The 25,136-nt window shown below is 45.0% G+C and carries 14 protein-coding genes; all 14 read left to right on the forward strand.

The features are described 5' to 3' along the window. Nucleotides 1-15 precede the first annotated feature (15 nt). Nucleotides 16-2,061, forward strand: coding sequence for a DUF5693 family protein (locus tag K7P76_RS10675; protein WP_232185280.1), 2,046 nt, complete (start codon nt 16-18; stop codon nt 2,059-2,061). Between the two features lie 365 nt (nt 2,062-2,426). Then, nucleotides 2,427-3,563 carry a polysaccharide pyruvyl transferase CsaB gene (gene csaB / locus K7P76_RS10680; RefSeq protein WP_232185281.1) on the forward strand — a complete coding sequence of 379 codons (1,137 nt, stop codon included), beginning with the start codon at nt 2,427-2,429 and terminating at the stop codon, nt 3,561-3,563. Nucleotides 3,564-3,695: 132 nt separating this feature from the next. Next, entirely contained in the window at nt 3,696-4,466 is a 771-nt protein-coding gene (locus tag K7P76_RS10685) for a WecB/TagA/CpsF family glycosyltransferase (RefSeq protein WP_490166406.1), read from the forward strand. Between the two features lie 136 nt (nt 4,467-4,602). Then, nucleotides 4,603-5,733 (forward strand): glycosyltransferase family 4 protein, encoded by a 1,131-nt coding sequence (locus K7P76_RS10690; RefSeq protein WP_444880217.1) that lies wholly within the window; start codon nt 4,603-4,605, stop codon nt 5,731-5,733. A 259-nt stretch (nt 5,734-5,992) separates the two neighbouring features. Then, on the forward strand, nt 5,993-10,261 hold the full coding sequence (locus K7P76_RS33430) for an S-layer homology domain-containing protein (RefSeq protein ID WP_232185283.1): 4,269 nt from the start codon (nt 5,993-5,995) through the stop codon (nt 10,259-10,261). Between the two features lie 530 nt (nt 10,262-10,791). Beyond that, on the forward strand, nt 10,792-14,058 hold the full coding sequence (locus tag K7P76_RS10700) for an S-layer homology domain-containing protein (protein ID WP_232185284.1): 3,267 nt from the start codon (nt 10,792-10,794) through the stop codon (nt 14,056-14,058). A 152-nt stretch (nt 14,059-14,210) separates the two neighbouring features. After that, nucleotides 14,211-16,715: a hypothetical protein gene (locus K7P76_RS10705; protein WP_232185285.1), complete on the forward strand. Its 2,505-nt coding sequence runs from the start codon at nt 14,211-14,213 to the stop codon at nt 16,713-16,715. Nucleotides 16,716-16,745: 30 nt separating this feature from the next. Continuing rightward, nucleotides 16,746-17,234, forward strand: coding sequence for a hypothetical protein (locus K7P76_RS10710; protein ID WP_232185286.1), 489 nt, complete (start codon nt 16,746-16,748; stop codon nt 17,232-17,234). A gap of 157 nt (nt 17,235-17,391) precedes the next feature. Further along, complete coding sequence (gene rfbB / locus K7P76_RS10715; RefSeq protein WP_232185287.1) at nt 17,392-18,372, forward strand: dTDP-glucose 4,6-dehydratase; 981 nt, start codon at nt 17,392-17,394, stop codon at nt 18,370-18,372. Nucleotides 18,373-18,449: 77 nt separating this feature from the next. Continuing rightward, nucleotides 18,450-18,833: a kinetochore Spc7 family protein gene (locus K7P76_RS10720; protein WP_232185288.1), complete on the forward strand. Its 384-nt coding sequence runs from the start codon at nt 18,450-18,452 to the stop codon at nt 18,831-18,833. Between the two features lie 98 nt (nt 18,834-18,931). After that, complete coding sequence (locus tag K7P76_RS10725) at nt 18,932-19,201, forward strand: alpha/beta-type small acid-soluble spore protein (RefSeq protein ID WP_232185289.1); 270 nt, start codon at nt 18,932-18,934, stop codon at nt 19,199-19,201. Between the two features lie 156 nt (nt 19,202-19,357). Continuing rightward, on the forward strand, nt 19,358-20,560 hold the full coding sequence (metK, locus tag K7P76_RS10730) for a methionine adenosyltransferase (protein ID WP_232185290.1): 1,203 nt from the start codon (nt 19,358-19,360) through the stop codon (nt 20,558-20,560). Between the two features lie 147 nt (nt 20,561-20,707). After that, nucleotides 20,708-24,748: an Ig-like domain-containing protein gene (locus K7P76_RS10735; RefSeq protein WP_232185291.1), complete on the forward strand. Its 4,041-nt coding sequence runs from the start codon at nt 20,708-20,710 to the stop codon at nt 24,746-24,748. Then, the gene (locus K7P76_RS10740) at nt 24,745-25,098 is read left to right on the forward strand and encodes an MmcQ/YjbR family DNA-binding protein (protein ID WP_232185292.1); all 354 of its coding nucleotides are present in this window, start codon (nt 24,745-24,747) and stop codon (nt 25,096-25,098) included. The genes K7P76_RS10735 and K7P76_RS10740 overlap by 4 nt, the downstream gene beginning before the upstream one ends. The last annotated feature ends 38 nt before the right edge of the window (nt 25,099-25,136 follow it).

Consider the following 25,136-nt stretch of genomic DNA (forward strand, 5'->3'; position numbering starts at 1 on the left):
GAAGGAGTGACCGTTGTGCCTCAATGGCTGAACACTTGGAATTCGAGATTGGCGAAATGGCTTTGGTGGATCGTACTGGTTGGCGTCGTTGCAGCTTTGCCGGTCATGTATGCGAGGGTGCAAACCGAATCTTCATCGGATAAAGTAGCTATCGTCATGGACTATCGTGATTTGTTGCAGATTGGTAATACGCAGGCGAACCCGCAGGCTTTCGTGCAGGAGCAATTAAAGCTTCTGAAGGATGCGGGAGTAAATGGGATGGCCGTTTTCGAAAGCACGTTAGAAGAGCTTTCCTGGGCGACGGAAGTGAATGTTTACAATGCATCTCAAGCAGCTTTGCTGGAGGGGCGAGTTTCTCCTACGGAGGATAACGGCACTTATGTGATATTCAACAATCCGGAGCATGAGCAAGTGCTTCGTCCGATCATCGAATGGGCGTTTAAGCACCATGGCGCGGACGTTACGAATTGGTCTGTCAAAGACCATTCGGGGCTGCGTATTAACATGGGGTATGACGATGCTTATTTGCGTCCCATGCAGCCTAACCCTATCGCGATGAAAATGCTGAAGGACGCCGGATTCCAGATCGTTCCACGGTTGTCGGACCGGTTCGATCCGTTCGATGCGGCCGAGATGGACAAGTGGCTGCAATCGTTTCAGGATCTTGGAGTTTCCCGCATCGTGTTCGATGGGGATGCTGTAACAGGCTTTGGCAAAGGAATGAAATTCGGAGGTGTGCAACGGTTCGCTAATGAGCTAAAGGCGCACAATATCGGTGTCGCGATTTTCGAAAACTTGAAAGTACCGCAGAAAGGGATGGCCAATCTAGCCAACCTGCTTAAATATAATGCGATCAGGGCTCACTCCGTCGGAGAAGCGGAGATGACGACAATCAAGAATCCGGTGCTGGAAGACAGGCTCGTGCTGGCGGTTAAGGATCGCAGCATACGTTTGCTGTACTTGAACGCGATAGCGGTCAGAGATGCGGTGAAAGGAAAAGTCTCGCATCCGTTGGGCAATATTATCGATGTCCTGCATGGGGATGAAGAATCTAAAGGCGTCGTTCATCAGCTGAAGGATTTTGGCTATGAGCTGGGCGTGCCTAATGCGTTCGATGTGCACAAAGCGCCTCAGGAAACAATATTGCGCGGTTTGGCCGCTCTCGGAGCCATCGCCCTGTGCGCGTTAACTCTCGGACTGTTCCTTCCTTCGTTGCTGCTTCCTGTACTTGTTATAGGTTCCATTGGCGGAGCGGGATTGTATGTGTTGAATTCCACGCTGATGGTACAAGCTTTGGCGCTGTTCGCCGCGATAGCCGCACCGACGGCTTCAGTCGTGTTGCTTATTAAACGGCTGCGCGTACTGAGAGAGTCGGCAGGGAATGAGCCGATTTCGGGCTCCCGACGTTTGGGCGGCGCCGTGCTGCTGCTTGTTCGGACGACGATTCTTTCCATGGCGGCTATTCCGTTCATCGTAGCGCTGCTTAATCACATTTCGTATAGTTTGGTTCTGCAGCAATTCCGCGGCGTAAGCCTGCTGCATCTCGTTCCAATTGGTTTGGTCGCTTTATATGTATTCTTATACGGCTCGGGAGATACGGTTCTCGGGAATACGAAAAGAATTCTGTCCATGCCGCTAACGGTTCTCTGGATCGTCGGTATCGGAATTCTCGGCGCGGCGGGCATGTACTATCTGACCAGAACGGGTAATGCCGGACAAGTATCGGGTCTGGAAATGCAGTTCCGTTCGATATTGGAAAATACTTTCGGAGTACGACCGCGTACCAAGGAGTTTCTGTTAGGCCACCCGTTGTTCTTTGTTGGCATTTTCTTGGCGCTTCGTTACCGTTGGGCAATGGTTCTGCTTATTGCTGGAACGATTGGGCAACTGTCTATTGTCGATACATTCGCGCACATTCACACGCCTCTACTGCTGTCGCTCATCCGCATTTTCCTCGGTCTTGGCATCGGCGTATTAATCGGCCTTGCCATCATCGCGGTATGGCAGATCGGCGAGAAAGTCTGGGACAGATGGGTGAGGGGCGCTAGGTCGGCGGTTTAGGTGGGGTGAGTTGGGTGAGGTAGCTTTCGCGATATCCCTTTGACTCAGGACGGGTATACGAGTAAATGTTTGTAACCCTCTTAGGATGTGCCATTATCCCCTTCGCTAAGATTTGTTGGTGGCGCGGGGGATAATGTTGCTTAGTCATGTTATTTGTACCTAGGTAGGGAGTTCCGTTGGTTAGCAGGTAGGAATGAAGGTGATCCGACAAAATGAAGTAACGTTATTTTCAACTTTCAGCGCAGTTTATGGGTGATACGAGTAAATGGTAAGCTTATGATGAGCTTATTTGCGATAGATAGGAGCTGTGTCAAATCGTAGATCGTGCTAAGGGTCGAGCAGGGGAAGGACGCAAAACGTATCGTTTGGTTCTTTCGGGATATTACGGTTTTCGCAACAGCGGGGACGAGGCGGTACTTAAGAGCATTTTGGCAGCGTTGGAAGAAGCTGCAGCGCATGCGGGGATAAAGGTTGAGCCTATCGTGCTTTCAGGTGATCCTGAATGGACGCAGAGACAGTATGGCGTGGAAGCCGTCCATCGGACGAAGCTCGGAGAAGTGAGAAAAGCGCTGAAAAGCAGCGACGGGCTCATCAGCGGAGGCGGGAGCTTGTTGCAGGACGCAACGGGGCTCGGCTCCATCCCGTATTATTTAGGAATTATGGCGTTGGCACGCTGGTGCGGAAAGCCGACATTCGTATACGCGCAAGGTATCGGTCCGGTGAATCGGCGGGTTTTTCAGCCTTTTATAGCGAGGGCGTTCAAGCGCGCTGCTTATGTATCCGTGCGCGACGAAGAATCGGCGACGTTGCTGCGCCGTTATGGCGTACCGCCGGCCAGCATTGAAGTGGTGCCGGATCCGGTCATGGGCTTGCCGGCGGGGAGCGGCGAGGGTACGGGGGCCGAGCAGGATAGCGGCCTGCCGGGGGCGGTGGATGCCGTGACCGCGGCATCCGGGCAGGACACGCTACCCGTGGTAGGCGTGTCCGTCAGGTTCTGGCGCAGCGACCGCGCGGACCTGGACCGCGCGGCTGCCGCGCTTGAAGCGCTGGCCGGACGCCATGCCGTCCGGCTGCGCTTCTTGCCGTTCCATCGCGGGGCGGACGAGGATGCGTCCCGCTACGTGATGGAACGGCTAGCGGGCTCCGGGGTCCCAGCGGAGCTGGCCCCGGCGCACGATGACCCGCAGCTGATGCTGCGGGAGGTTGGCCGATGCGCTCTGCTCATCGGCATGCGCTTGCATTCGCTCATCTATGCGGCGAATCAAGAGATCCCGCTTCTCGGGCTATCGTACGATCCCAAGATCGACCAGTTCTTGCAGCGTCTCGGTCAACGCGCCGTCGGCACGACAGACTCGCTCGATCCGGATCTTCTGGCGCATCAGGCAACCGAAATCTTGCGCAATCCCGAGCAATGGCACCAATCCTGCGGAGCCGCGATCCAACGTCTCAAACAAGAGGCAACTCGCCCCGCGCAACAAATCATCGAGTACATACGTATTTAGTGTAGGCAATTGCCGTTTTGGAGCAATTCATTAAAATTACGTGAAATTTATTTCATTTTCGTAACACCAATAACTGATTTCTGAGAGAATGGGATATCGGCGAAAACACATTAGCTGGAGAGTGACCCAAAAGTGAACCCCAATCCGAAGCCGTATCCAACGGTTTCCCTGTACGGCGTACCATTTTCCAAGATGAATATGCAGGAAACGGTCGGCTACCTTGCCGAGGCTATCGCTTCGCATCGCCCGCACCGGGTGGTGACGGGGAATCCGATTATGCTCATGGTTGGTCTCGAAAATCCGTCCTTCCATCGAACGTTATCGACCGCCGAACTCGTCGTTCCCGATGGCGCAGGCGTCGTCTGGGCGGCTCGCCACCTCAAACAGCCGGTCAAAGAACGCGTAGCCGGCTTCGATCTTATGCATGAGCTGCTGCAAGAGGGCGAACGGCGGAACTGGAGCGTATACCTGCTGGGAGCGTCGGCTGAGATCATTCAAACCGCGTACGCTAATTTGCAAAAACAATATCCAGCAATGCGTTTCGTCGGGTACAGGGATGGTTATTTTACGGATAGGGAAGATGGTGAGGTAGTTGCGGCGATTAGGGCGGCTAATCCCGACTTGCTGTTCGTTGCCCGTTCCACGATGAATCAGGAGCCTTGGATTGAGAAATATCAGAATGTGCTCGGAGTTCCGGTCGTGATGGGGGTCGGAGGCAGCTTTGACGTCGTTTCCGGCAAACTTAAGCGCGCACCGGCGCTTTTTCGCAAGATGGGTTTGGAGTGGTTTTACAGGTTAATTCAGGAACCATCCCGCTACAAGAGAATGTTGGTATTGCCTCAATTTGCCCTCAAAGTGATTAAAGACGGAGAAAAAGTCCTGAAACAAAGCAATCCATTATGAAAACGGTCATGAAAATAATGAAAATCGTGCAAAATGGCGGAAAACGACAGAATGTTCACCTTGTTGAATTCCTAGCGACGGGAGTATAATTCATTCCGGTACACAAAAAGGGGAGTTGTAGATGGTGTCTGGTTGGATGCTTGGAGTGGGATTGATTTCATTCATCGCGGCAATGGCGCTTGCGCTTGTTCTAACACCGCTCGTGAAGAAACTGGCGATCCGCATCGGTGCGATCGACGTGCCGAATCACCGAAAAGTTCATACGCGAATTATGCCTCGACTGGGCGGAGTGGCTATCTATGCTGCGTTCACGGTAGGATTGTTACTTATATTGCCTTGGCTGCCCGATGGCACACTCAGCCAGTACGACCGCAACTTGATTAGCGCACTCCTCGTAGGGGGAACGTTGATCGTCTTGCTCGGAGCGCTCGATGACAAGTTCGACTTGTCCGCCAAGCTAAAATTGCTCGTGCAGATCGGCGCGGCGTGTATCGTCGTTTTCGGCTATGACGTTAAAATTAATTTGCTGAACATTCCTTTCGGTTCTTCTATGCAGCCGCTCGGCGAATGGCTCAGCATCCCGCTTACGATCCTCTGGATCGTCGGCGTCACGAACGCGATTAACTTAATTGACGGATTGGACGGGCTGGCAGCCGGCGTTTCCGGTATCGCAGTCGCTACCATTCTCGTCATGGGCATTCTAATGGGGAATGAAACGGTTATTCTTCTTTCTGCGGTACTGCTCGGCGCAATCGGTGGATTTTTGTTCTTCAACTTCCATCCTGCCAAAATATTCATGGGAGACTCGGGCTCGCTCTTCCTCGGTTTCGCTCTGGCGACGCTGTCCATGCTCGGGTTCAAACAAATTACGATCGTGTCCTTCGTAACGCCGTTACTCATTATCGGTGTTCCGTTGTCGGATACATTCTTCGCAATCGTACGCCGTTGGGTTCAGAAGAAACCAATCTTCGCTCCTGACAAAGGCCATCTGCATCACTGCCTTCAACAGCTCGGTTTCAGCCATCGCAAAACAGTACTTATCATCTACGCGATAGCAGCCTTCTTCGGGACATGCGCAGTCGTACAGTCCGCTATATCGAATTCAGGCCTAGGCAACTGGATCACGTTCATCGTCATCTGCGCGCTCGTCTTCCTATTGCAGATCGGTGCCGAACTCATCGGAATCGTTGACCAGTCCCGCCGCCCTGTACTCGATTTCTTGGCCAGACTGCGAATGAAGCCTCAAACGGATAGTCGGGGTAAGTAAACAGCACTCATACATGACCAAAGACTCAATTGTGCTTCCTTATGCAAATAAGGTTGTGCGATCGAGTCTTTTTTTCGTCGTTTCGTCTAAACATTTCCTCCCGGATGCCGATAACAAAGGTACAGAACTTTTGCAGGGCTAATAGCGTCTAATGGTACATGTTGTCGAAAAAGGCGTTGATTGCCAATAGGGAGGACCGCTAGTCAGAGAAATTGTTTCTTGCACAATTGATTAAGTTATTCATGAGGAGGATTTGTCAGTGAGGAATCAGAAGATTTTGTCCATTTTACTAGTCTTCGCTCTCGTCATAACCATGTTGCCGCTCCAACGGGCAAGTGTACAGGCAGCGAGTGCTCATAATTTTAATTTCATTAACGAACAATATACCGTTGGTTCGGCCCGGATTACAACGAACGATAGGGTAACTTTAACGGGAACGATCAATAACGTGAATGCAGCTAGCGTTAAATATAGCGTATACAACATTAATCCCTCTAACCAAGCGGTTATCACGTCTAATGAAAACCAAACGGGGAACATTACTTTTAACGGCACAACCATTACGATTTTCAACATTCAATTGTTTCCCGGAATGAACAAGATTACTTTCTCGGGTACACAAGGCGTATCGCTCGTAGAAGAATCGGTGTACGTCGAATATCGCAATAGTCCGATGCTGTACGATTTGACGGCTGGATTGAATGGTTCTGTGTTTACCATTAATGAAACGCAAACGACAGTGGTTCACTCTACCGCTTCTATGGGCAAAGCGAATACGGATATCAGCATTAGCGGTAAAGCGCCTAATGCCACTAAAGTTTCCGTTATTATTGGCAACAAGAGCAATACATACTCCATATCTAGTTCATCGGATTACAGTTTCGTCGCCTCGCCGGTCAACCTGAAAAAAGGGATGAACCTTGTTACTATTCGCGTATTTAATGATACGCAGTACGTAGAGACGACTCGAGAAATTGCTTTTTACAATGGAGAGGTCACCTTCTATGATTTAACTCTTGTCTCGCAGAAGGATCTTAATGCCGACGCTGATTTCGCCGACCCTGGTGAAACCCTTTCGACCCTTTTATCCGGTAGCACCAACTTCTCCATACCGACAGGTGCTGCCGTAAAAGTAACGGGTAAAGCTATCGTGCCTATTGTTTACAATAGTACAACCTTTGATTTCAACCCGAATCCGGGGTGGACATGGACCCCTGCAAGCGCAGGCCCCCCACCTGTGCCAGCAGGATACTCAGCAACTCCCGCCGCACTCTTTGGAGCTGCTGGACAGAAAATTCAAGTTAACGAGGATGGGGCGGGATATGCTAACGCCACAACCGTAACCAACCCTTCGCTAATTGCGCCGCAACCAACCGACCAGTTTATTACTGTGGACTTGTCGGAGCCTCTTGGAACTTCAGGCAGTGGAGCTGGTGCCCTGACATTCGATACATCACATACTCTTCGTTTTATGGGTTGGAACCAATCCAAACTGCCCACTCCGGGCACTGATGAATCCAGTACGTTCTTTTATAAACTTAGGGACAGTACCTTGTCATACATTCAAGATATTAATTATATACCGGGATACACTCCGGCTACCAACTTATCAACCGCAGAAAGTTCGGACATGGAAAATGCTACTTTGTTTTCCTTGCCGACAGGTGTGGAACTGTTAATCGGGAATTACGATCCTACTTGGGTAGGGGCTACGCCATCAGATTTGTTGGAACTCATCAACGTAAATACGCCGGCAGGGAACAAGACGAATGCCGATAATACTGGCGATGCGGCGACACCTAAAGATTATAGTTATAAGGTTTTACCGAATTCTTACGTGAAAATCATAAACGTTAACGGGGTGGATACTCCTTTCTTGAGAGTATTCGTTACTCTAAATAAGCTTCCTAGCGCAGGAAGCATGAAGCTAAGATTTCAAATGAAGTCAGCTGGAACTCATACTGCAGTCTCTACTGATCCATATAATGACATTCCAATTACACTTTTATATGGACCGTTCGTTAAATATACGGGTGTATTTGACGGAATGCAGATTGAATATGATACGACTATGCTGTCGACTGCCGGAATCAACTCATTGATTGTGACGACTTTCCAGAAATTTGCGGGCGAATTGTTTAACGTGCCGAATATAAGCGAGATCCTATATGCACCAACGACTTCGCCTGTAGCAGCTCAAACGGCATTTTTGTATATCAACAATACAGAGATGAAGCTCATTAAGGATACGGTTAGTAATAAATTTGTATTAGATACGGCAGATGGTGCAGATGCAGATACGATACCGGATAGCTATCAAGCTGCCTTCAATGCTTTGAACAAAACCGGGGACAACTTCATTAAGTTTGTTTACAGGACTTCGAAAAACAATTATGAGAGCACCATTAAAGTTACAATCGTCCCGACAAATTTACCAGTTATTCCAGCTCCGAGTACGGATGGTGTATATCCTTACTCCTCTAACTTGGTAATTCCGTTGGCGAACGACCCGAATTTTCCAAAGAAAGGTCCACTCTATACGACTAAGGAAGCAGAAATGAACGTTTATGGAACCTTCGATTTCATTAACTTAGGATCCAACGAGGTAGATGTAGAAGCGAAATTGAGCAATGCAGGGTTAGGAAGCGAAGCCGATAATTATATGTTGGTTATTTCCTCTCCGGATTTTGCTTCGGATCTTGTTTGGAATATGGGAACAAACCTTTTCACTTCCAATACGGGAGATATCATTAATGGTAATGGCGGAGAAACTAATCCGCCATCACAACTGAGGGTAATCTATAACTACGATACGCAATCATTTTCATTTATTTTAACGGACCAGAAGCTTCCGTTCGACGGCAGCTCCAAGGTGTACAGTATTGCAGTATACAACGGTGGATTGAATGGCCCGCGGGCTACTTATCGGTTGGAAGTCGATCCGACTTCGATACCATATACCATCATTACGCCAAGGTCAGAGAAACGGACGGTTAATCAAAGTTTCGTCGAAGTGATCCTTACTTCGCCTGGAGCAGACTCGGTAACTATCAACAAAGTTCCAGCAACCAAGGTTACTTATTTGGATTATGGTGTTTTGGTGGGGGGATTGCCAACAGAAGTGCCTGCTTTCAAGGCAATCGTCAAAGGGTTGAAGCCGAATAAAGAGAATAAAATTGATGTGGAAATCAAGAACGCCAATGAGAGCATTAAAGATTCATTCCCTATCACATTTGCACCGGAGAATATCCCAGGTGCTCAAGATATGTTGACTATGAAAAGCTCCCTAAAGGTGTTTAGTGGTCAATTAAACTTAACCTTTCCAGGCGGAACGAATTTAATCCGTCGCGATTATAATGTTGCGGACAACTTGAAAGGTCAAGTTTACAAAGATAATAATGTCATGTTCGCGATTGCCAATCCTACGGATGGAGTCGTCGATCGCCACGATTTCGAGACGATTCCTGGCGGATATGATATGCAATTGAAGTTGGGGCAAATTCTGTTCACGTCAAACTTTCCGCAAAGATTTATTAAAGCTAGTCCCGTTTTCTGGGTTGATGCAGGACAAGCGGATGACCCGACTACTGCCGGATATGATCCGGTTACCGCAGGAATCGACCCTTACCCTCTTGCCATCATCAAAGGGGATTCATCCAAGCTATACAATAACAGAAGCTCAAATCGTGAACTAATCCCATCTAAACAGGGAACATTGACTTTGTCCTATGATCCAAATATGCGCGAATCTGTAGGTACTCTTATTACGGTGTTCCGATTCGACCCATTCATCCAGCAGTGGGAGAATATTGGTGGAACGGTTGATAGTAAGAAGAATACGATCAAAGTACCTTTCAGCCGGTTCGGCTACTATGTCGTAGGCAAAGTCGGTTCTAGTTTTAATGACGTAACAAGTCATCCCTATGCACGTGATGCAATGGAGGCAATTTACGCGAAAGGCATTATGAATGCTTTAGATCCTAGCGGTGCTTTCGGAGCAGACCAGTACGTGACTCGAGGAGAATTCTCGAGAATGCTCGTTCGAGCTCTTGAACTGCCACTCAACTTTGATGGTCCGAACCACTTCGTTGATGTGCCGAATACAGGCAACGCCATTAATATGGATGCTTTGTGGGACTACCGTTATATTGAAACTGCTGCTCGCGCCGGATTCGTCCGCGGTACATTGCCAAAGGTGTTTCAACCGGATACCGCAATCGTGCGTCAAGATGCCACAGTAATGTTGGCGAAAGCATTGAACATAAAGACGGACACGGATTCCGCTAAAGTCCGTAAAGCTCTGCAGAAGTCTTTCAAAGACGAAGCAGATATTGAGTTCTATGCGAAGCCATCGGTTGCGGCGATACTTAAGAAGGGCTTTATTGGAGGCTCTCTTATTGATGTCAACGATCCTACCCGTGGATCTGTTTTCGAACCGAAAGCACGTTTACTTCGCAGTGACGCAGCGATCATCATTGCCAAGGTAATGGTGGATCTAAAGAAACTTCCGAAACTGTATACGAATTAAGGGCAGAGGAGGGGACTTCCCCTCCTTTTACTTGTTCTATCTTGGTTCTATAGGAAATGTTTTACCAATGACGAACCCTTTCGTCCAAGCTATACTAGAGTAGCGATAAGTCCTTACATAATAACAAAGGTTCAGTCGTGAACGAATAGGTTAAAAAAAGTTAGAGAAATTTGATTTAATCCGCAACTTTTCTCCGCGATATGCGTTTAACATGATGAGCAATTCAAGAGGGACTCAAGCACTACTCTTCAAGAACACTCTATGAAAATCTTCTTTACGCTGCACTAGCGCCTCATGTATAATGGGGAAAGTGGCATATTTTACCCTGCAGTAATTATGTCTGCATTCGATTCTATTCTTCCGTTTACAAGTTTCTGCGACATGTATCTACTAAAAAGACATGCCGACAGACATCAATTATAGACAATGCTCTACTCAAGGAAGGGGGTGAAACACCGATGAGAGATTCGAGCTATAATTCTTACACACAAACAAAACAGATACATTCTCGAGGAGGAGAAAAAAAGGTTATGAAAAAAAGTTTATCCCTTTTACTAGCTTTCGCATTAGTATTCGGCTTGTTTGCCTCCATGGCATCCGCCGCTGATGCACCAGCAGCACCAACAACTGCTGATAAGTACAAGATTTTGGTTGATGCAGGAGTTCTGAAAGGTACTGACAATGGAGATCCTCAATTGAGCTCCAAACTGAACCGCGCTCAGTTCGCTACAATCGCTGCTGCTATCGCAGGTTTGAAAGCTGAAACTACTGGTTCTACATTCAAAGACGTTAAAGCAGGCCAATGGTGGTACGGTGCAATCGTAGCTGCTGCTAAAGCAGGCTTGGTTAACGGTACTGGCAACAACCTGTTCTCGCCGAAAGCTGACGTAACGGTTGAGTCCGTAATTAAAGTTGCTGCACTGCTTGCTGGTTTGAAACCAGTTGCTGATGCAAAAGTTGAAGGATCGTCCGATTGGGCTGGCCCTTACATCAAAGCTGCTATCGACGCAGGTTTGATCGCTGCTCGCACTGATTACAAATCCGCTGCAACTCGCGGCCAAACGATTGATATCGCATTCGCTGCATATCAGTACCTTCAAGTTCCAACGATCGTTTCTTCTAAAGTTGTTGACTCCAAGAACGTAGAAGTAACTTTCTCCGACAAAGAAGTTGTTAAAGTCGCTTTGACAACTGCTCTTGAAGCTAACAAAGAAACCGAAATCACGGTTACTTACAAAACTAAAGAGTACAAAACGAAAGTAACTTGGAAAGTTGAAGAGGCTAAAGTTGCTTCCGTAACGCAAACAAACTTCGCTGAAGTTGAAGTTGCTTACACGGCACCAATCGACAAGGATTCCTTGAAAATCGGAAATGCTAAAAACGGTACAACTCCACTTGTTGCAGGTGATACCATCACCCTGTTAGAAGATGGCAAAACCGTTCGTATCTATGATGCTTCAGGATGGGTACCTGCGGCTACTGGCCAACAAACTAAATTGAAAGTATCCTTGACTGGCGTTAAATCTGCTGCTGGTAAAGATGCTGAAGAAGTGAAAGATAAAGAACTTACTTTCACTGACCTTGCGTTCCCTACCCTTGTTTCTGCTAAAGCAATCGGAAACAAAAAAGTTGTTTTGACTTTCAGCGAGCCTGTACAAGGTAATGTTGATTCAAAAATCTTCTCAAACTACACAATTGATGGTGCATTGGTTGTAGGTTCAGGCCAACCTGTTGTTAATGGCCGTACAATCGAATTGACCCTTGCTAGCGGTCTTACTGCTGCTTCCCATAAAGTATCGGTTGTTGTAGGTAAAGTTAAAGACTATGCTAACTTCACAATTGGTACAAACGAAGCTTCTTTTGATGTAGTAGCTGATACTACTGCACCTACTTTCACAATCACTGCTGTACAACCAGAAAAAGTAACTTTGAAATTCAGTGAAGAAATTAGTGCTGCTGATATTTACTGGATGGCTGGTTTAGTCAAGAATGCTGCAGTATGGTCTAAAGATGCAACTGACAAAACAATTGTATATGCATCGTTCGATAACACTGCTGGCCATGCGTATATCCCACTTTTCGGTACAAAGCTGGTTGTTGAGAATGCAGAAGACTACTCTGGCAACAAAGCTGCTAAAGTAGAATCTGATGTTAATCCAACTGCAGACGTTACAAGACCTTCTGTTAAATCTGTAACTGCATCGAAAGAAAATGAAATTATCGTTGAATTCGATGAGGCCGTTAACACTACTGGAACATACACTTTGACTGACAAAGATGGCACGGCAGTTACTGTATCTGCTGCGTACGTTCTTGATTCCTCAAACAACGCAGTTAAAACTAAAATTAAATTGACTGGTAACGTAGTTCCAAGCAAAAATCCTTACAAACTTGTCGTAACAGGTGTGCCGGATCTTTCTTCTTTGGCTAACTTGAGCCTGAGTGCTCAATTCGTAGTTAATGTTGTTGATACTGCACCTCCTGTAGTTACTTCAGCTAGCACTGCTGGTGACAACTTCTCCATCACATTTGATGAGGCTGTAACAGCTGCTTCTGCTCAAGATCTGAACAGCTACGGTTATTTCGAAGCTGGCGTAGGTTATGTTAGCCTTCCTTCCGGATCTTCTGTAACATTGTTGAACGATGGTAAGTCTGTAAAAGTTACGGTGCCTGCTGGTTGGGCGTATAACTCCAGTACTAACAACCGTACAATCGCAAATATCGCTGGTGTTGCTAATGGCGTAATTGTGAAAAATATTAAAGATGCAGCGGGTAACACTTTGCTTTCCACTTTGGTATCTGTTCCTGGTGGTCAGGAGGTAGCTGCTGCTGTAACTAACATCAAAGCAACTTCCAAGAACACTCTTGAGTTGACTTTGGATAACAATGTTCTTCCGGCAATTGTATACGCTGGTGACTTTGTAGTAACTGGAGACGGTGCAACTTTGACAGTCACTGGTGCTACTCTTGATGCAGCAAACAAAAAAATCATTCTTACGATTGCTCAGGATCTCTTGTCCGATGCGCAATATGATCAACAAGCTAACGGTACTCCAGGTGCTGTAACAGTTGCAGTCGCATCTCCAGTAAGTGCGACTAAGACTGCACTTGGAACTCCAATTCCTGTAATTGGTGGTTTAGTAACGACAGTAAAAGATGGAATTAAAGCTTCTGTTTCATCAGTAACTGTTGCTACTAATGTTGTTTCGGTAAACTTCTCCGAACTTATTAACTACGGTATTGCAATCGATAATGCTGCACTTACAACTGCACTAGTAGTAAAAGATAACAAGGGCGTTCGTATGATTCCTAATACAGACTATACTGCTGTTAAAGGTACGAACAAAATTGATATCACAATTCTTAAAACAGGATATAACAATGTAGTATCTGTTGCCCTTGATGGTATTTACCTTCAAGACAATGCAACTCCACGTAACGATATTAACTCTGTTGATTCAAACACAGGTGCGGTATCTGTAAGAGAAGGAGTAGCACCTCTCGCATTAACATTTGTACAGAATGCTAACAGCTTTAAGTTTGTGTCTGCTACAGAAATTACGATTGTATTCAATGAGACATTGGATGCATCCAAGTTTGTAGCGGCTAGCACTAATGGTTTTGTAGCATCAGTTGCAGGAACTGTAACTAATGCACAGCTTCAAGCTGATGGAGTTACTGTTAAACTTACAGGAACTTCATTCGGAGCGACTACAGAAATTGCTTATGTGCCTGGTAATTTGGCAGATGCTGTTGGTAATGCTTTAGCAGCTATCGCAGCTACTCCAGTAAACTAATGCTCTGAAAATAAAGGGATCCGATAGCCGGATCCCTTTATTTATTTTAAAGAATGACAAGAAACTGTATCTTAATTTATTTGTGCAGGCGAAACTTTATCCTCCCTATAAACGTTTAATTAGTACAACGATTTAACTTAGGAGGGTTTTGCTTGAAAAAGAAAACTTTGGTCTTATTATTAGCATGTTCCTTAAGTATAACAAGCTTGAGCTATAGTCAAAACATCCCCGCTGTATCAGCTGCAGTACAAACTCAAACTCCATTTAATAAGATTCTTAAAACAATTAATTTATCTAGTGTGAGTTATATGACTTTAAAAGACCCCATTTTATATTCGCAGGACGGTACCAAATTATTTGTATTTAAAGTATCTGTTTACAATGGTGGTAACACTGAATTAGATATGTTGGATTATTGGGTGAGAATACAAACGAAGGCTGGAGTGAAATATCCCGTTAAATCTCTAAATGATGATAAAAAAAACAATAGAGTAGCTCCAAAAACTACAAAGGAATATAATTACTACGCAGAAGTGTCCGATGAATTGTCACTCTCAAGTCTAATTCTATCGGTAAAGAAATTTGATATTAACTCTCCTGGTTTAGAGAAGACAATAGGTTCGGCAACCATACAATCTAATTTCACATCAGCAGTACCGGTAGGTAGATATAAACAAATTAGCCTAGGGAATACGCCCTTAATATTATCGATTCCACGTGCTTCATTAATGGTTGGTAAATCTCAAGCAGCTATTAATCTTGATCTTAATATCATAAATAAGGGATCGAGTACATTTACGGATCCTAAATTCAAAGTGTATTTAAAGACTCCGCAGGGAACTATCTATCCATTACAAGTCGATCCAGCTGACAGTAACTACAAAATATATGGAAATCAAACAAAGAAATTGTTTGTATATGGAACCATTCCAGCATCTCTTAAGGATAAAGCTATAGAAGTACTGATTGGAACTGAAGATGAAACAACAAAAAAAACAATTATGTATAATGCTTTTCAGATTCCAATTGTAAAAAATAATATTGGGAAATCTCAGATTACTATACAAGGAGAACCCGTTTCAGTAACACTTGTTAAAAAAACAATGACCAATAATAGTATAAATTCTACGGCTATATTATCAGTTGCTTTTGAAAATATGGGTAAGAAATCAATAAAACTTCCTGTGCTAACAGGAGATTTAATGACGAATACTGGAGAAGTATATGGTATGACGGGTGCGCCAGAGACAGAAATTGTGCTAAAACCAAGAACCAAAAAGACGATTACGTTATCAGGCAGAACGGAGACTAATAATGTTGAAAAGCTAGATGTTATCATCAGACCAGCAATAAAAGAAGGAACTGATGTGAATCCTGACTCAGCAATATTACTATATACCATTGATAAAACAGAGAGTGGGGTTGGTTCAGGAAATGAGACTCCTAACGGACAACTTTCATTTACTACTGGACAAGGAAATTATGAAGGTAAGCTTGAATCAATACGCAAAATACCATGGAAAGACTATGATGTCATAACATCTACGATTAAAGTTTCTAATAATACTGATTCTCCAATGCCATTACCTAATTTATCAGCATATTATTCACTAGACGGAGTTAAAATTGAGGGTGAATCCGTTCAAGTTATACCTCGCACAACACTTCTAACAATACCTTCTAAGCAAAGTGTAGAATATGTTGTATTGGCAAAGGTATCCTATAATAACGAATTCAAAAATATAAATGTGGTGCTGACTGAAAAAAATAATGATACTATTTATGACTTAGTTTCATTTACGGCCGACAGTCAACAGAATGTCGTTCCTGAACTGGAGAACGGTCAAAATTATAAAATTACAACTGATGGAAACACATCCGAGTACGATGTAAAAAGAACTGGGCTATATGTTGGTGATAATAGCGGAATATTGATGACAGAACTAGAAGCAAAGAATGATTCACAACGTCATGCATTACTTCCAGGTCTAGCAGGATACTATTTGACAAAAGATGGTATGATGTACCCTGTTATTGTGATGAATCTAACCGACAAAATTAGTCCTAGCGGTAAGGGATTAATTACACTTTACAGTATGGTGCCTAAAAATCTATCAACCGATAACTTATCACTTGTTATGGGGGCAGCGGTAAAAGCAGCAGGAGGCAATAATACTGCAATTGAAGGGGCTTTTGTACAAGCTGTATCTATTAAAAATTTACAAATAAATACTACTCCGCAGGATTCTACATCAAATATAGCAATAGGTGCGTATAATTTGTCATTGAGTTCCATGCTCGCTCAATTCTCTTATAGTGGCATGACATTTGATTTCAACTACAATCTATCAGCAAATGATGCTTATGAAGGAACAAAAGAAGAAAGATCAATTCAAATGGAGTTTGTAGATGGTAATTTTGGATCGTCGATTGTAAAAGAATTACCGTTACTGAGTGGTGAAAATGCGCTCAAGCTGGGACAAAATGAAATTACTCTTGATATACCAGACGATAAGATGAGTTTAAAAATTAAAAATTATCCTAAAGTAACATTTAATGTTTATGAAATAATTAAGTATAAAGAAGGAGAAAAGACAATCACAGCGAAAAGAATAGTAGCAACAAGGCAGTTAGAATGGTTCAAGGAAGTAAACTAAACTAGCATCAAGAAAGGAAACTAATGTTTGATGAAACGTAAATCCTTAGCAACAATAGTTATATTGCTGATAATTGTATTTGTTGCAGGATCGGTTTTTGGTTCTAGTACTTTATCGGCTGATGGTAACAGTACTCCTGGCTCTCAAGAGGATCCACTTGTGACAAAAGCTTATGTTGACTCAACTGTAGCCGAACTCGTAAAAAAAGAGTTGGAAAAGCTTGGTCCTATTGGTGGCGGATCATCAACTAAGATTGAAGTTGTGACAGTGCCTTTCGGCTCTAAGGTTATTGTCGAAGACGGCGGAGAGTTGATCGTACGCTCTGGGAAGGCTGTGGCGTATAGCGCAGATGCTAATGGGCTGTCAGACATGACTGACGGCCTGGATATCGCACCAGGCAAGCCCGTAGGGAACAATCACTTAATTCTGTTTCCGAGAGGCGGTCGCGGCGTTCAAGCTGATCCTAAACAGTCCAAAGGACTTATCGTGCTCATTCGTGGTGCGTATCAACTGCAATAGCCAGCCTTTATTAATATAGCTTATACAATTCAGCTGCCTGCGGAAACGCTAGGCAGCTGTTTTTGGATTAAAGAATAAGCAGGACAAAAACTAAGAGCATCTTTTTGATAATAGGAATATAGATATACGATGCCAATGTGTCCTGGGGGTGTACGATTTGAAAGTGTTGGTTACAGGTGGAGCCGGGTTTATAGGCAGCAATTTTATACATTATATGAAGCGAGAGTATCCTGCTTATCAGCTATTTAATGTGGACTTGCTGACTTATGCGGGTAATCAAGATAATTTGTCCGGTGTTCAAACGTCGGAGCAGTACCATTTTGTTCAAGCTGATATCGCCGACCCAACTGCGATGGAGACGCTATTTCGAGATGAGTTTGACGCCATTGTTAACTTTGCCGCTGAATCGCATGTAGATCGGAGTATTATTGACCCGAGTATTTTCGTTCGGACGAATGTAATGGGAACGCAGACTTTACTTGAACTAGCGCGAAAGTACAACGTGAAAAAGTTCCTGCAAGTATCGACCGATGAGGTGTATGGAACTTTAGAAGCGGAAGGATTTTTTGTAGAGAACACAGCACTTGCACCTAATAGTCCTTATTCCGCGAGCAAAGCAGGAGCTGACTTGCTCGTCCGCGCTTATCATGAGACATTCGGATTGCATGTTAATATCACTCGGTGCTCCAACAACTACGGACCTTATCAGTTCCCGGAAAAACTAATCCCTCTTATGATATGCAACGCACTGGATAATAAACCGTTGCCGGTCTTTGGGGATGGATTAAATGTGCGAGATTGGCTATATGTAGAGGATCACTGCAGCGCGATAGATCTTGTGTTACATGAAGGGCGCAGTGGGGAAGTGTATAATGTTGGTGGAAATAATGAGCGTAGTAATTTACAAGTCGTGCACACCATTTTAGCGGAGCTTGGCAAGTCTGAGTCATTAATTACCTACGTCGAGGATCGTTTAGGACACGATAGACGTTATGCAATAGATGCGACAAAGATTCGCGAAGAATTAGGCTGGAAGCCGAAGTATTATTATGAAACCGGAATTAGAAAGACTATCCAGTGGTATCTTGAACAAGGGGAATGGATGAATCGAATAAGTTCTGGGGCTTACCGAAAATGAATAAAAATAGAATATACGTTCGCATATTTCTTGTGGTAAAATAAAACCAAGTTATTAATGGGTCAGGGGTGTATTAGATGGAGCTTATTCTGAAGCAGATTCTGAATAAACTGGACACCATGCAATTGGACATCACGGAGATCAAGACGGATGTAGCTGAACTGAAGACCGATGTTGCTGTGCTTAAGACTGATGTTGCTGTGCTCAAGACTGATGTTGCCGTACTAAAGACTGATGTTGCTGAGCTCAAGACTGATGTAGCTGTACTCAAGACTGATGTTGCTGAGTTGAAGGAAACGGTCAATCGCATTGAATTCAATCAGAATCAAGGTGTTCTGAGCATATTGAAACGAATTGATTACAACACCGGACAGAAGGATTATGAAATGATGGCAGTTAATAAGCGATTGTTCCATGTTGAAGTGGAAATTGTTAAATTGATTGATCAAAAGACAGGTTGATAACTGCTACATTTTCCCCCAAGTCCCATAATGTAATACGCCTTGTTCGAGGTGGTCCGGCACATACTAAGGCCATCACATTCAAGGAGGTCATAATCATGGCAAGAAGAAGCAACAGACTAATCGTGCCTGAGTGCGCTAATGCGTTGAACCAGATGAAATATGAGATCGCGGCAGAACTCGGAGTGCCGATCGGCGGATTTAGCGGCGGTGGATTGGATACGGAGTTTGCTGGCGAACTTGGAAGTATAGGATCGGCTAGTTCCGGGCAACAATATTTGGGTGATATAACATCCCGGGAAGCTGGAGCACTAGGCGGGGGAATTACCAAGCGATTGGTTCAACAAGCACAACAAACGATCATTTAAGCTTGACGGCTGAATAAGCTTCAAGACTTCCAATAGATAGGCTGACACACATTGACACCCCTCGACAATTCCGGTATTATTATTAATCGAAGGTTTCTCTTTAACAGCCTTTTCCAATTGGAAAAGGTTGATTTTATTATGTGGAGGTTGGAGACATTGTCGATAAAAGGACGGCATCTCTTCACGTCCGAATCGGTCACCGAAGGCCATCCGGATAAAATATGTGATCAAATCTCGGACGCGGTATTAGACGCGTTCTTGGAAGCGGACCCGTACGCGCGCGTTGCTTGCGAAGTGTCCGTTGCTACAGGACTTGTACTTGTCATCGGTGAAATTAGCAGCAAAGCGGATTATGTCGATATTTCTGCAATTGCACGTCGTACGATTAAGGAAATCGGTTATACTCGCGCTAAATACGGTTTCGATTCCAGCACTTGCGCTGTACTAACTTCCTTGAACGAACAGTCCGCGGACATCGCGCAAGGCGTTAATGCGGCTCTTGAGAGCCGTGACGGTAAAGATATTCAACAAGAGAACGAAGATATCGGTGCTGGCGACCAAGGACTTATGTTCGGTTTTGCATCGAATGAAACGCCGGAGTTCATGCCTCTCCCCATTGCGTTAGCCCATAGGTTAGCGCGTCGCTTGTCAGAAGTGCGTAAGAACGGTAAGCTTGGCTATTTGCGTCCGGATGGCAAAACTCAAGTTACGGTACAATACGAAGATGGTAAACCGGTTCGCGTAGATGCGATCGTCGTTTCGACGCAGCATTCGGAAGATATCACGCTGGAGCAAATCCAGAGCGATATTCGAGAGCATGTTATTTACCCAGAGGTTCCTAAGGAATGGCTGGATGCCGACACGAAATTCTTCATTAACCCGACAGGCCGTTTCGTTATTGGTGGACCTCAAGGGGATGCAGGATTAACCGGTCGTAAAATCATCGTTGATACTTATGGCGGTTATGCTCGTCATGGCGGCGGAGCTTTCTCCGGCAAGGATCCAACGAAGGTTGACCGTTCGGCGGCTTACGCAGCTCGATACGTAGCGAAGAACATCGTAGCTGCTGGCTTGGCCGACAAATGCGAAATTCAACTTGCTTATGCGATCGGCGTAGCAAGCCCGGTATCGATCAACGTGGATACTTATGGAACAGGCAAAGTGAGCGAAGAGAAGCTGGTTGATCTTATCGTCGGCAACTTCGACCTTCGTCCGGCTGGCATCATTAAGATGCTGGATCTGCGCCGTCCAATCTATCGTCAGACAGCCGCTTACGGTCACTTCGGCCGCACGGATGTCGATCTCCCATGGGAGCGTCTGGATAGAGTAGAAGCTTTGAAATCAGGCGCTTTGGCATAATCATAAAGTTGATTAGAGGCTTCCGCAAAAGCGGAGGTCTTTTTTTCTAGTCGGAGATGGGAAATAAGTCCTTTGCCCCTAATTTTATGAAGCCATAAAGCCGAAATAAAAGGTACAAGTCTGTTTAAATTTTGGAGGATATTGCCCATGCCACGTATTCGTAATATATCTATAGCCCTGTTAGTGGCCTTAATGATCCAAATTTTCGGTGGTTATATTGGTTTGGGAGAAAAAGTTGCGGAGGCGGCGGGTGAACCGACGCTTAGTATATTACCGACAACGGGTGCGGATATTACTCCTAATAGTGAGATTATTTTGACTTTTAATGAGCCCGTTAGAAGAGGTACTGGAACTATTAAGATCATGAGGGACGAACTTGACCCTGTTCCTGATACTGAAGCCTTAGCCTATAATATTAGCGGCGATATGAATAATATTCAATGGGCAGCGAACAATAAAGTAGTGATCAAACTTGCTGCAAGTCTAACTACCGGTAATTATTATATTCTTATTCCTGCTGGAGCTTTTTTTGGTGTTACTAGTGATAAGGCTTTTCCCGGGTACTTGGACAAAACGGGCTATCAGTTTCAGATTGTCACGTTAACGGCAAAACCGGATTTTCCATACAATGCAACTGCCGTGAATGTGGATGCTGACAATTCAATTACGCTCATTTTGAATTTTGATAGACATATGAATCCAGGCAAAGGTTATATCCGAATTAAACGAAGCTCAGATAATACGGAATATGCATCTATTAATGTCGAATCTCCAGTAGCAGTTACAATAGAGAACACCACTACACCTGTAATAAACTCCAAAGTTTCTATTCCAATCCCTAAACTTGAGAATAGTACTAACTATTATGTAGTCATTGACCCAGGTGCCTTCGTTGATCTGGCGAATAACAAATATGATGGAATGTTTAATCCTACAGCCTGGTCCTTTAAAACGGAAGATAAATTCGACGATGTCGCACCTACTGCAACGTCCTTTTCACCTGCCATTGGCGGGACAATAGGACAACTGGCAACAGGGGCGTTATCAATTACCTTTAACGAGAAGATCTATATAGGTAGTGGCACGATAGGGATTAAGAAAGCATCTGATAATTCATTGTTCTGCTCTATTCCTGTTAGCTCGTCCCCTGCTGTTACTAAGGACACAACAGAGACAATCATTACGATTAAGCCATCGGATTATGCATGCCCGAGCTTTGTGAATGGAACGCTCTACAAAGTAGAAATAGGTGCAACTTCTTTCCGCGATGCAACGGGTAACTACTACGTTGGGACCAATGCATGGACATTCACAGCAAGCGTAGACAATGCGGCTCCTGTACCTGTTACGTACGTTCCGGCGGTGTCGGCAACGGTCATTCCGATTAATACGACTACTTTCAGTATCACTTTTAACGAAGATGTAAATCTATCGATTGGACTTAATACGGTTATTTTTCCGCAAAATAATCCAACATCTTCAACCCAATTGATCCTGTCTCAAGATTCAAACAAGAAGAAGGTCATATTTACTAAAGCTAGCGGTCCTGATTTATTGCCGAATACGAAGTATGCCATTACGATTCCAAGCGGAGTCATTAAAGATTTGGTCAACAACCCATTCGCCGGCATCCTAAATTCTAATCAGTGGACATTCGATACGGCAGGAGTGGCCAATGTACCCACTTTGTCGAAAGCGGAGATGGAAGGCTCAACGATCGTTCTTACTTACAGTGAGCAATTGGATACAACTAAAATTCCATATGCTGAAAATTTCTATGTAACGGTTAATAATGTCCCTCAATCGGTATCCGGAGTATCCGTGGCTTCCAATCAGGTGCGCGTTGTTATGCAAACAGGTGTTATCGTCGGGCAGATAGTGAAAATCTCCTATTTCCCCGACAATTATTCATCGGCCAGAAGAATTCAGAGCCTGCAAGCGAAGGAAGCGGCGGGCCTCAGCAATCGCGATGTGACGAATACAGCGGATACGACTTTACCGCGCCCATTAAGCGGTACGGCGAGCGGAACCATCGTCTCTCTGAATTTCAACAAACCTTTGGCTGCTCTAGGGAGTTCAGCCAAAGATCAATTTTACGTGGTTTGGGGCGGACAGGTAACTAGCGTAACTTCGATTTCTCTTAGCGGATCTACCTTACTGCTTACCCTACCTTCAGTGACAAGCACTACAACGGCCATTTCCGTGTCTTATTCTCCAGGCAGTTATCCGCTGCGAGATTTGGCTGGAAATCCGGTCAGTTCGTTTAGTAATTTTCAAATATTGAATCCATACGATGTTACCGCGCCATCGTTAACCTCAGCGACTGCCATTGCTAATAAAATAACGTTAACTTACAATGAAGCGCTCAGATCGACAGTTAATCCTGTGTTATCTAGCTTTTCAGTGTTAGTAAACGGACAAGCAGCAGTCATTTACTCGGTAGCCATAAACAATAACAGCGTTGAGTTAGTGTTAGCCCAAACCCTAACGAATAATTCAATCGTAATTGTATCTTATATTCCTAGTACTAACCCCGTTGCGGACTTGGTGGGGAATCCAGCTCCTGCATTCAATGGATATCAGATCGTGGGTGCGGGTAATAACATCGCTAAAGTTTCAACAGCCATCTTCAATGGAACAACACTTACTCTGAATTACACAGCAAGCCTGAATAGCTCCACCACTCCTCTAGTCGGGCAATATATATTGAAAGCTGATGGCGCGAATATGAATATCGCTAACGTATCGGTAAGTGGGACGCAAGTGAACTTAATGGTCACTAGTCAGATTTCATCCTCACAACGGATTACGATCAGTTATTTTAACGTGGGTTCGCCTCTTAAAGATGCAACGGGACAAGTAGTTGAACCTTTCACGGACCTAGCGGTAACGAATCAATCTACAACTAGTGGTGGAAATCTACCGGATTACTTAGAAGCCAATGGGACAAATGGAATCCGGATGAATACGAAAGCAACAACGAAATCCGTATTTCAAACGGCCTCCGGTCGTACCGTAAACAAGTATACGGTTGATGGAGATAAATTAACGGCAGCGTTTAATGCAATAAAGACGGGGAGCGGAAATCAAGCTCCGCAAATCACCTTCCAAGTCCCGTCGGCGGAAGCAGGAGCCTTTGTTAGCTTGCCAATCAGAGGTTTGATGGATTCGGCCACCAAGATATATAACGGGGTTTTCACGATTGAGTATGACGGATCGACCTATGAATTTCCATTGAAAGCGATCAACTATACCCAGTTGGTGCAGTCAATCGGTAATAATATTATATCTGCGCAGCTTATGCTTAAGATTGAGAGATCTTCGGACAGTGCTCTAGTCACTGCAGTAAATAGTCAAGGAGGACAGCTTGTCGGTTCTCCGATTGATTTCTCGGCAGTGATTTCATCTAATGGAACGGACAAAGCAATTACGGATTACGATACGTACGTAAGTCGGTCAATAACCGTGAATTCTTCGGGCAGCACAGGGGATTTAGCAGTTGTCAGGTTAGATGCTGAATCTGGAGACGTGATCTATGTTCCTACCCGATCGGAAGTCTCTGGTAATACTACTAAAGTTCATTTCTCACGTAGGGGTAATAGCGTTTATGCTGTTGTCCATAGATCTCCTGTTTCTTTTAATGATATGACCAAACATTGGGCTCGTACTGAAGTATCTACATTAGCGGCGAAATTTATTGTAGAGGGAACGTCGGCTGGTAAATTCGAACCTGGTAAAAATATTACTCGAGCGGATTTCGCGGAGTTTATAGCTCGTGGGCTGGGATTGACGGGTAATCGAGCTGCTGCAAATAAATATGGGGACGTGGGGACTAGAGGAGTTAATACCGCTTATATCGGAGCGGTCAGCCTAGCGGGAATCGTTGAAGGCGGTACAGACGGGAAGTTTCGTCCGAATGCGCCGGTTACCCGCGAGGAGATGGCAACGATGTTGGTCCGGGCGATGAAGTATGCGGGAGTGAGTACGACGGCTTCTAGCACTGCTCTTAACGGATTTAAGGATCGCAATAAAATCGGCAGTTGGGCGAAGGATGGGATGGCCATCTGCGTAACCGCAGGATTCATTAAAGGCTCGCCAACCCAGCAAATCAACCCGCAGAGTAACGCAACACGCGCAGAAGCGGCCATTATGGTCAAACGATTCTTAGAATATGTGGATTTCCTATGAACCATACCGAACTGATTGAACAAGGTTTGGAGTGGATAGGAACAAGCTTGCAGTACCCCTTCGATCCGGATTTACCGGTGCTGTTCGTTGGCAGCAAGATGTTCGCATTACTCGGCAGAACAGGCCCGCATGAGAGCGTGAATCTGAAGGCGGATCCGGAAGAGGTGTGGCTGTTGCGTCAGCAATATCCCGAATCCGTGCTTCCGGGGTACCATATGAATAAGAAGCACTGGAATACGGTCGTGCTTGACGGTAAGGTGCCGGACAGCGAGGTGTTGGTTATGCTGGAGCAATCCTACCAACTCGTATGGAGCAAGTTGACTAAGCAGGAGCGAGTGGGGTTAAAGTAACTTAGTTAGACGATAAGGCGGCGCGCTTTGCCGCCTTT

Source organism: Cohnella silvisoli (assembly GCF_021190915.1).
GTDB lineage: Bacteria > Bacillota > Bacilli > Paenibacillales > Paenibacillaceae > Cohnella > Cohnella silvisoli.